General features: G+C 56.7%; 5 protein-coding genes and 9 pseudogenes. 6 read left to right on the top strand and 8 right to left on the bottom strand.

Going from position 1 to position 9,700, the window contains the following annotated elements:
- The 3 genes and pseudogenes from NKG99_RS34695 to NKG99_RS34685 all read right to left on the bottom strand — a co-directional run.
- On the bottom strand, nucleotides 1-1,619 hold a 1,619-nt coding region (locus NKG99_RS34695), incomplete at its 3' end, for a zeta toxin family protein (RefSeq protein WP_352873905.1).
- A 116-nt stretch (nucleotides 1,620-1,735) separates the two neighbouring features.
- Nucleotides 1,736-2,430, bottom strand: a pseudogene (locus tag NKG99_RS34690) (IS6 family transposase).
- 47 nt (nucleotides 2,431-2,477) lie between these two features.
- Nucleotides 2,478-2,999 (bottom strand): hypothetical protein, encoded by a 522-nt coding sequence (locus NKG99_RS34685; protein ID WP_352873904.1) that lies wholly within the window; start codon nucleotides 2,997-2,999, stop codon nucleotides 2,478-2,480.
- Between the two features lie 206 nt (nucleotides 3,000-3,205).
- On the opposite strand from NKG99_RS34685, the pseudogene NKG99_RS34680 reads away from it, so the two are divergent.
- Nucleotides 3,206-3,454, top strand: a pseudogene (locus tag NKG99_RS34680) (IS701 family transposase); the annotation flags it as partial.
- Between the two features lie 189 nt (nucleotides 3,455-3,643).
- Here NKG99_RS34680 and NKG99_RS34675 read toward each other — a convergent pair.
- The 4 genes and pseudogenes from NKG99_RS34675 to NKG99_RS34660 all read right to left on the bottom strand — a co-directional run.
- Nucleotides 3,644-3,876 (bottom strand): annotated as a pseudogene (locus tag NKG99_RS34675) (hypothetical protein); the annotation flags it as partial.
- A gap of 82 nt (nucleotides 3,877-3,958) precedes the next feature.
- Nucleotides 3,959-4,384: pseudogene (locus NKG99_RS34670) on the bottom strand (integrase core domain-containing protein); the annotation flags it as partial.
- Nucleotides 4,384-4,798: pseudogene (locus NKG99_RS34665) on the bottom strand (IS6 family transposase); the annotation flags it as partial. The pseudogenes NKG99_RS34670 and NKG99_RS34665, both read right to left, overlap by 1 nt.
- A gap of 168 nt (nucleotides 4,799-4,966) precedes the next feature.
- Nucleotides 4,967-6,385, bottom strand: coding sequence for a hypothetical protein (locus tag NKG99_RS34660; RefSeq protein ID WP_352873903.1), 1,419 nt, complete (start codon nucleotides 6,383-6,385; stop codon nucleotides 4,967-4,969).
- 133 nt (nucleotides 6,386-6,518) lie between these two features.
- Between NKG99_RS34660 and NKG99_RS34655 the strand changes: the two are divergent.
- The 4 genes and pseudogenes from NKG99_RS34655 to NKG99_RS34640 all read left to right on the top strand — a co-directional run.
- Nucleotides 6,519-6,668: pseudogene (locus NKG99_RS34655) on the top strand (IS630 family transposase); the annotation flags it as partial.
- Nucleotides 6,669-6,945: 277 nt separating this feature from the next.
- Nucleotides 6,946-7,192, top strand: a pseudogene (locus NKG99_RS34650) (transposase family protein); the annotation flags it as partial.
- A 152-nt stretch (nucleotides 7,193-7,344) separates the two neighbouring features.
- The gene (locus NKG99_RS34645) at nucleotides 7,345-7,596 is read left to right on the top strand and encodes a hypothetical protein (protein ID WP_352873902.1); all 252 of its coding nucleotides are present in this window, start codon (nucleotides 7,345-7,347) and stop codon (nucleotides 7,594-7,596) included.
- Complete coding sequence (locus NKG99_RS34640) at nucleotides 7,596-8,288, top strand: nucleotidyl transferase AbiEii/AbiGii toxin family protein (RefSeq protein WP_352873901.1); 693 nt, start codon at nucleotides 7,596-7,598, stop codon at nucleotides 8,286-8,288. The genes NKG99_RS34645 and NKG99_RS34640 overlap by 1 nt, the downstream gene beginning before the upstream one ends.
- Nucleotides 8,289-8,327: 39 nt before the next feature.
- Here NKG99_RS34640 and NKG99_RS34635 read toward each other — a convergent pair.
- Nucleotides 8,328-8,900, bottom strand: a pseudogene (locus NKG99_RS34635) (tyrosine-type recombinase/integrase); the annotation flags it as partial.
- A gap of 50 nt (nucleotides 8,901-8,950) precedes the next feature.
- On the opposite strand from NKG99_RS34635, the pseudogene NKG99_RS34630 reads away from it, so the two are divergent.
- A pseudogene (locus NKG99_RS34630) lies at nucleotides 8,951-9,233 on the top strand (transposase family protein); the annotation flags it as partial.
- Nucleotides 9,234-9,700: the final 467 nt, after the last annotated feature.

Raw genomic sequence — 9,700 nt, 5'->3', positions numbered from 1 at the left:
TGCATGCCGCCCAGCGCTGCATCGTTGGCCATTCCCGCGCCTGTATGCCGCTTGGAAAATGAAAATGGGGACACCTCGACCAAAAACTTTGGTCGCTGCAATTTAGTCGCACCAGACACCTGTTGCGGCGATTGATTTACCAGGCTAGCTGTCCTCTTCCGCTTCACAATGGATGACCGTAAAAGTGGCTCCTGATGGGGAGTGCCCCAGGCTGTATCCTCTTGAGAAGCAGCCGAATGCTCACCCTGCATGCCGCCCAGCGCTGCATCGTTGGCCATTCCCGCGCCTGTATGCCGCTTGGAAAATGAAAATGGGGACACCTCGACCAAAAGTTTTGGTCGCTGCAATTTAGCCGCATCAGACACCTGTTGCGGCGATTGATTTACCAGGCTAGCATAATCTGTCCTCTTCCGCTTCACAATGGATGACCGTAAAAGTGGCTCCTGATGGGGAGTGCCCCAGGTTGTATCCTCTTGAGGAGCAAAGGTCGAATCCGATGGTCCTGTTCTAGCAATTGCAGACTTTCCGAGAAACGCCTCTTGTAATATATTATGGCATGATGTAATTCTCCTAATGATACGACTGTCGTAACAGTACGGATCACCGAGATTTGCCACTATAAAGTCTTCATCTCGCTTAACATTTCGAACGAACATCTCGGCCATATGCCGCTGATCGTCAGCCGGAATTTTGTATGGATCAAAATCCACTTGATTGTTAAGCGCCAGGCCTATTTCCGCCTTGTAAGATTTTATTGGCAGGTTAGCGCAAGGTAGATGTCGAGCGAACCTATCGCTCTGTTCGAGCTTGTTCCAGATATTCTGAATCTCGTCCCGGTGAGTTTTTCCCAATGAACTATTACGGGCAATCATAAGTGCCTGCATCACGCCCTGCTCACCTATCGTCTTCATCGGTCCAGTGGGATCGTTGGCTTGCTTATTTTCAAAGATTATTTCGCCCGTTCGACGAATGATTGCTATTCGAGCAAAAGAGTCGGAACAAACGGCTGAAGCCGCTATGAATGGCCAAACGGAATAACTAAGATCGTGCGCCTTAGCATCTGGAGAGGTGATAGTGGCGATGGAACCTTGCGACAGCCCGCGGTCATAACGATCATGCATGGCGGTAAAACTAGTGATTCTATCTGTGGCCACGATATTTAGCTCTGTCTTGTAGCCAATGTGACGAGCCCTCGCGAGAAGGATGTAATTAGGGGTATCGCGCGTCTCCACGATGATATTCGATCGATGCCGTATCGCATACTCAATCAATTGATCGCGCCAGTTCAAAACGACGAAGCGATTTATTTCCTCAACTACATGAGATCCCCGGAGTCGAGCGCGGTTGTTGTCGGGAAGAAAAGACTTGAGTTCGTTCTCGCTTACCACTTGAGTGTAGTCGGGATCATGTTTATTCAGTAACTGCCTAATTGCAGAGGTTTTGCCCGATGCCGGCTGTCCGCCTACAACAAGAAAGATGGGATTCTTCAGCCCTCCATTTTCGACTGCCATGCTACCTAAGATGTCACGTTCAAATATTGCTTTCGCTTCCGTTGAATTCAATTTCCTCTTTCTCGCCAGGAATTTATGAAGAACTTCGGCCGATTCCGGTGTTTCCATTTTCGGTTTCCTCGTACCAATCTGCGATCGTTTAAAGTTTAAGCAGTAGAGTCATCCCTGGCGAGGGCGCTGTCACATTGTTTGAAGCGTGGAGGCGCGGAAGCCCACAGCTGTTTTCAGGCAATCTGCAACGCCGCGGCCTTGCATTCTGCCATGGCATTGAGGCGGTGAGTTCGGATCTGCGTGGCGGACCTGTTTGAGCGGGAGGGGACAAAGAGATTGCGTATGGCGGAAAAGACGGAGACGAAATGCTGAAGGGAGCCAATGCTGCGGAAGCCTTGCCGAATTCGCTCCCGCTTTCGAAACGGCAGGTGAGAGTTCTCCGCCCGGTTGTTGAGGCCCTTGTGCGACCGGTGCTCGATATCGGGCATGACCTGACGTCTTGCCGCTGAATAGGAGCGCAGCTTATCGGTGACGATACGCTTCGGCGACAGGCCTTGCTTCTTCAGCAGACGAATGAGCAGACGCCTGGCCGCCTTGGTATTGCGGCGGGTCTGCACGATCTCATCCAGCATATAGCCGTCCTGGTCGAGGGCGCGCCACAGCCAGCACCGCCTGCCGTTGATGCGCACGGCTACCTTATCAAGATGCCAGACATCGTCTTTACGATGGCGCCTTGCGGCGCAGGCGACGTGCATAATCGGGACTGTGCTTCTTTCCCCAGCGGCGGATGGTCTCGTAGGAGACGACGATCCCCCGCTCCAGCAGCATTTCTTCAACATCGCGCAGGCTCAGCCCGAACCGGTAATAAAGCCAGACGGCATGAGCAACGATTTCGATCGGGAAGCGATGGTTCTTGTAGGTGGCGCATGCTTCGACCATGCCAACCTGACTTATCGTCAAACCGTTAAGCCAAAATCAATGTGACAGCACCTCGCTAGACATCAATTCGGCCCGCGCGCTATCGTGGGCTTCTTTGACTGATTTTGCGATCGGGCGAATGGATGACATTAGATCATCCACAAAAATCCCTCGTTCCATGACACTTACGGCCAAATCCGTAACTGATTCTTTCACGTTCTTTATCTTGCTGTCAACGTCGGAACTTTGCGACTCTACGCTGTGGCCGGATGTCGAACTCAGGTTACGATCCAAAGGCGGAGCCTGATGGGTATAGGCCTCACCCAGGGCCGGATGATATGCAACTTCATCGAGCATGCGTTCCGCGTGGTACTCACACAAGTAGCGTCCACCCGGCAGGTATCTTGCATGTGAGGCCGCATTGCGCAATTTTCGCAGCGTCTCAACTGGATTTTCGGTGGCTAGCCGCTTTGCCACCTCAGTTAGAATTGGCTCTGGCAGGTCCGTGATTCGTGTAGGTCTGCCACCATCACGAGCTGAACTTTCGGGTTTATCGGCCTGTGATCTGTCATGATCCATGATCCAACTCCCTCGATTTTCCATTGCTCGAATGCTAGCACCCAAGTGCGATCCAATACACTGATATCGCGTTACACCTGCAATTCCAGAGAGTCTATGGTTCACTCCAACTCGGCTTTCGGCATCATCGATGGCGAAGGAAACTAGTACTACAGTTGCGGATCATTCGATTTTCTGATTCCCTTCGACAGGTTATGGAGGGAGCCATGTCTGTCGCTTCGTGGTCAGGGTCGTTATTGGCTTGGGAGCAGGAACTCACAGCGCTGAAGGCGCGGGTTGGGCGGGTGCTTCCTCGTCGTGAACTGCGGGACACGGGCGCAGATTTCCTTGACGGCCTTCTTTCCGGCATTGAGCGCAAGACTGGCTGGCTGATGGCTGAGCAGTCCGGAGCGGAGCGGCCCTATCGGATGCAGTCGCTGTTGGGGCGCAGCCACTGGGACGCGGATCGGCATCGTAAACTTAACGCTGCGAAGGCACGATTTGGAGTTCTGCCTTTGGTTCAGGCGGCATGAAGGCGTGCGATCTGGCGCCATGTTTCCATGGCTATTGCTCGCAGCTCGCGATGATGGGTGGATGAGATGTCGTGGCGGGGCGTTGGTGCGCGGATATGAAATCGAACGCATTTCGATCTTTAATGTAGTTGGTTATGCCTGCGTGACTTGACGCCGGATAGACTCCGGGCGTGCCCATGCCAGCATGCGGTTGAGAACGTGCAACCGATGGCAACCTCGGTCTGTTGAGCCGAAAGAGAGCGTGCACGCAGGCGCCGTCCGATCAGCCCCTTGTATCGTCCGATGGCAATCTCGGGGTCATTCTGCCCATGTTGGGCAGGAGGTCGAGGTACATTACCGTTGGCACTGACCTGCCACCGAATTTTCATCCAGCGGCAATTAGAGCCTCGGCGGTTTTGATCCGATACCATTCTTTGGACCGCCGGAAGGTGGAGTTTTCCGGCTGTTTCACGATGGCGGGCTGACGGCGCCATCGGGATTGATCAACGAGATCGGAACCTTGTGCCCGATTGCGCCATGGGGGCGCACCTCGTTGTAGTATCTGCGCCAATCCTCCAACTTTTCGGCCGCGTCGGCAAGCGTCAGGAACCAGTGGGCGTTCAAACATTCCGCCCTGAAGCGGCCGTTGAAGGCTTCGATGTAAGCGTTGTCCGTTGGCTTTCCCGGTCGCGAGAAGTCGAGCGTGACGCCCCTGGTGTAGGCCCACAGATCGAGGTCGCGGGAGACGAACTCCGAGCCTTGATCGACCCGGATCGTCTTTGGATAGCCGATCTTGGGGCAGACCTGTTCCAGCATCCTGACCACATCCTCGGCTCGGTAACTGAAGCGTGGGTGGAGCACCGGCACGTAGCGTGAGAACGTATCTACGACCGTCGAAGCTTGTCGGTGATCATCACGCGCGGCGCGCGGCCTTGGCCCTTCAACAGCTTGCGCATCAGACGCTTGGCCGCCTTGGCATTGCGACGACTTTGCACCAGAACCTCCAGGACGAAACCGTCCTGATCGACGGCGCGCCAGAGCCAGTGCTTCTTGCCGCGGATCGAAACGACGGCCTCGTCGAGATGCCACTTGTCACCCAGCCGACCCGCTGAGCGGCGGCGGATCTCGCTGGCAAAGGCCCGCCCGAATTTCTCTGCCCAAAGCCGGACTGTCTGATGCGAGACAATAATCCCTCGTGCCGCCAGCAAGTCCTCGACCATTCGCAACACGGAAATAGAGCCAGACAGCATGGGCGATGATCTCGGCGGGAAAACGGTGGCGGCGGTAGAGTGGGTCACGCTCTGTCATAGCCCGTCATCGCACATCGGTATCCAAGCTTCGTTAAGTTGACGATGCCTGTCTATCGGCCTGCGCGAATGGGCGCATTCCCCAATCCCTCAAAATGATGAGAATTGGTCTAAGCTCCTGATAACGTGACATCGCCGGTGGAAGTGTTGCCGGCATTTGGTCCAAAGATCAGAGCTCACGTCCTTCCTCCTGACGAGAACGTTCATCCAGCCCCCTGGTGGTGTAGAGGTTGCTGCTGTTCAGAGTGCACGGATTTAAATTATGGCGCTCCTGGGCGATAGCGGCAGACATGCCGGCGCCGATGTCGCGTTTCAAGGCCTGCTCTTTGATACGGTCCCGCGTGTCCTGATTGTCCACGCCATGGCGCTCGAAGGCGATACGGGCAACCACGCCGGCGTTGATGGCGCGCACTGCGGCGAGCTCTTTGAGCGTGTTCTTCGCGACCGGATCGTTCAGACCATTGCGCTCGATAGCATTACCGGCAACCACGCCACCCTTGATGTCGCTCTCCGCGCCATACCATTTGATACGGTCCTGCGTGAGTGGATTGTGCACGTCGTTGCGCCCGATAGCGGTACCGGCAACTATGCCAACCTTGATGTCGCGCACCGCGGCGCGCAATTCGATACGGTCCCGCGCATGCGGATCGTTCACGCCATTGCGCTCGATAGCAGCACCGGCAACCATGCCAACCTCGATGTCGCGCACTGCGGCGTGCTCTTTGAGCGTGTTCTTCGCGACGGGATCGTCCACGCCATTGCGCTCGATAGCGGTACCGGCAACCACGCCAGCCATGATGTCGCGCATCGCGGCGTACTCTTTGATCTTGTTCTTCGCGACTGGATCGTCCACGCCATTGCGCTCGATAACGGTACCGGCAACTATCTCGGGATCGGCGTTGATATCGCGCATCGCGGCTTGCAGCCTACCCGCGGAGCCTAGGTTCCTGATGCGCCGTCCTGTTGCCAAAAAGAAGCCACGAATTGCGCGTGTCGCAACTTTTCCGGCGGCAACAAGGGGATGGGGCTTGACGACTGTACCGGCAACCATGTTGATGTCGCGCATCGCGGCGTGCTCTTTGAGCATGTTCTGCGCGACCGGATCGTCCACGTCATGGCGCTCAATGACGGCATGGGGATCCATTCCGGCATTGATGTCGCGCAACGCAGCGTGCTCTTTGAGCATGTTCTGCGCGACCGGATCGTCCACGTCATGGCGCTCAATGGCGGCAGGGGGATTCATTCCGGCATTGATGTCGCGCTCCGCGGCTAACTTTTTGATACGGTACTTCGTGGCCAGACCGTCCACGTCATGATAGATGATGATGTCATTTGCAGTTCTAGTCCCAGCTGAATTACCCGCGTCAATTATGGCCTCTTTGAAACGAGCGGATCGTGTTTCCTCGCGAAACTCGCTATCAACAACTGCTCGGAACTTCTGATTGACATTGCGCAACGCATTGATGCTTCTCTGGGAAGCTGCGACGCTGTCGGCTTGCTTGACTGCCCGCTTGAATGTCTCTCTCAGCATATCATCTGGCAGATTGCCGATGTTGAGAGGGTCTGTTGCGCCGGACGAATCCACCATTTAAGTCTCCCGTCTGTTTCGATCAGCGGTCCGTAAATCTGTTCTGGCTTTACCCATTTAGAGTCGGATTCGAAAAGCGTTCAACGAAATCCATACCTTGCTAGTGGATTGATTGAGATGCAACTCATGTTGAATGCGTACAGGTATCACATTCGAGGTTTCGGCTGCCGACCCTGTTCGGCTGAACGCGATCGTTTCGGCAGGCAGCTCGCCACAAAAGCACGTGTGGCGGGCGAAGCTCATCTTGATGAGCGGCGAGGGTCTGGGAGCGGTCGCCATCATTGCGGGCATTCACCACCTCGCAAATCAAAGCGGACCCCGGTCCGCGGCGGAAACTTCAAATGTGATCCCTGTACGCATGCGTTATCGTCTCACACCCTATGCCGAAAAGGAATCCAAAATCGGACGCTTTTGTTTCGATCAATCCACTAGACAGGATCGGCCGATATGCCCGGCATCGCCGCTCTGCAAAGAGCACAGCGAGCATCCAGGGTTCTGTCGCAAACTTTTCGGAAAGGTCATTTGCTGCATGACGCTTGCTCTTTTTCCGGGAGTTTGTCATGTTCAAAGGCCGCCATTTTGATCGATCCGTGATCCTGCTGTGCGTTCGCTGGTATCTTGCCTACAATCTCAGCCTGCGCGATCTGGAAGAGATGATGGCCGAGCGCGGCATTCACGTCGACCACTGTCCACCGCTGGGTCGTGCATTTTTCGCCTCTGCTGCTTGAACGCTTCAACCGGCGCAAGCGGAGCGTCACTGGAAAATGGCACATGGACGAAACCTACATCAAGGTTCGAGGCCAATGGATGTAGATCGGTTCGCAGCCGGCCGAATGCTGTTCGAGCCCGCGCGCTTCTGTAGCTCGATTGTTAGCCTCCCGAGCCATTTGCAGTGCCCGAGTCTCGCAGCTTGTGCCCCATCCACGAATTGACTATTTTGCATGACTATGAGTGAGCATATGGCCTTGGTTCTGACGACAGTGAACGCGCCCTACAGCGAACAGCTCGACGGCGTGGCGCTGGCTCATTGTCTTTCGGATCTAGATCTGGCGAAGCAGTATCCTGGGCAGGTCAGTGCCTTCCTTGGAGAGGTGCCGTTCGAGCAGCAGATGGAGTTCGCCGCCGCGCACCAGATAGCGGTCGATGATCTGAAGGCTTTCGCTGCCCATTTCTCTGCCTGGTCCGGCGAGACCTATCAACTCGCTGCCTGATGATCGAGGTCCATAGCCGTCGACCGTCCGAATGGCGGCGGCTTTTCGCCATTGCTGCCGATCTGATCGACCAGCTCCGGGAGAAGGCCGGAGGTTTTGAATTCGAATGGTCGTTTGGCGGCGGCACGGCGATGATGATCCAGATCAACCATCGCGAAAGCCACGACGTCGATATCTTCCTCGACGACCCTCAGCTACTCGGCTTCATTGACCCGTCCAAGAGCCAACTGAGCTTCAGCACGGGTCCTGCCGCATATGACGGCGACGGGACGAGGTTTCAGAAATTCGCGTTCGAGGGCCTGGGCGAGATTGACTTCATCGTGGCCGGGGCCTTGACCGGTATACCTTTCGAAAAGCGAGAGGTAGAAGGTCGTTCGGTATGGCTTGAGACCATTCCCGAGATCATTGCCAAGAAGGTTTATTACCGAGGCGCGGAGGCCAGACCGCGGGACATCTTCGATATCGCAGCCGCCGCGCGATCGCATCGAGCCGGTGTTGTCGGTGCCCTCCGGGCATTTCCGGATCGTGTCGCTCGAACAAGGGAGCGGCTTGCAGAGCTGAATCCGGAGTTCGTCAGACGGACGATCGCACAGCTCATGATCATGCCAGACTACGAGGAGATGGCAGCTGATAGCCTTGCCATTGCAACAGCCCTGCTCGAAGAGGTGCTGTCGCCAGCGACATCATCCTGACCAACGCCGGCAGCCGGCTTCAAGCGGGGGAGGGGCCTTTCAAAGCCCGGAAGCTTTGGTGAGATTGGTCCGGAACCGATCGCGTCGGCGCTGATATTTGCGCGTCATCTCGGCCGAGGCATGGCCGAGCTGTTTCTGCACTTACCGCTCCTCGATCTCGGCCGAGGAGGCAAGGCCGGCCCTCAGCGAATGCCCGGCAAACAGCAGCGCGCGTTCCCCTTCCGGAAGATCGGAGCGGACGCCGGCGGCGAGCGCGGTCTGCTTGACCAGGCGGGCGACATGCTTGTCGGAGAGCCGCTCGACATCGACGGTCTTGTTGTCCTTGAAGATCCGGCGGAAGAGGGGGCCTCTCGCGATGCGCCCGAGCCTGATCCAGGTTTCGAGTGCCACGACGGGGCAGGAGAGGTCGCTGGAAGCCGCGGCCGACCTCGACCTCGCGCCAGCCGGTCTTGCCGCGCAGCGTCACCAGAACCCCCTTGTCGGAAAAAAATCTCGATCCAGCCGGCGCCGTCGCTCTTGTCGTCGCGGGCGACGTCGAGACCGACGATCCGAACGGCGCAACCCGCCCGAAAAACCCAGGAGCAGGATGGCGCGGTCCCGGAGGCCTCTCAAAGGCATCGTCAACTTAACGAAGCTTGGATACCGATGTGCGATGACGGGCTATGACAGAGCGTGACCCACTCTACCGCCGCCACCGTTTTCCCGCCGAGATCATCTCCCATGCTGTCTGGCTCTATTTCCGTGTTGCGAATGGTCGAGGACTTGCTGGCGGCACGAGGGATTATTGTCTCGCATCAGACAGTCCGGCTTTGGGCAGAGAAATTCGGGCGGACCTTTGCCAGCGAGATCCGCCGCCGCTCAGCGAGTCGGCTGGGTGACAAGTGGCATCTCGACGAGGCCGTCGTTTCGATCCGCGGCAAGAAGCACTGGCTCTGGCGCGCCGTCGTCATACTGCACCGCATGTGGGCCGACGCAACCGAGTTCCGCTTTGGAAAGGAGCCTGCCGCACTGGCATCGTGACCCGAGACAGATCAAAGGAGCAAGGAACACGAACAAAGCTTTCGCCCGAAAGGGCGTGCCCGGATCGTTCCGTGGGGACGATGGGCGAGGCGATCTCGTTGAGAGTCCTGAACCTGCCGAACCAAGGTTCGCAAGGTCGTGATCCAGATTGAGACGTCTCGCTCTCCTGACCCCATCATGCGGCGGCCCCAAGCGCCGACCGCGAAGAGTAGCGAGTGACCCGCGGAACGGTCCGAGAAAAAGTGCCAGGAGCACATTGACCACAACGACCCCAATCAGAGAGGACTCTTATGTCAGGCGTAAACCACTAGCCCGTCTTATTCATGACGGATCTGGGTTTGTTTGCCGCTGAGCGGCGGACAGGTGGCGGCTCGGCGTCTTTTTCACCGCGG

Source organism: Mesorhizobium sp. M1409 (assembly GCF_040317535.1).
In the GTDB taxonomy this organism is placed as follows: Bacteria; Pseudomonadota; Alphaproteobacteria; order Rhizobiales; family Rhizobiaceae; genus Mesorhizobium.
This window is presented reverse-complemented; position numbering and strand designations above follow the sequence as displayed.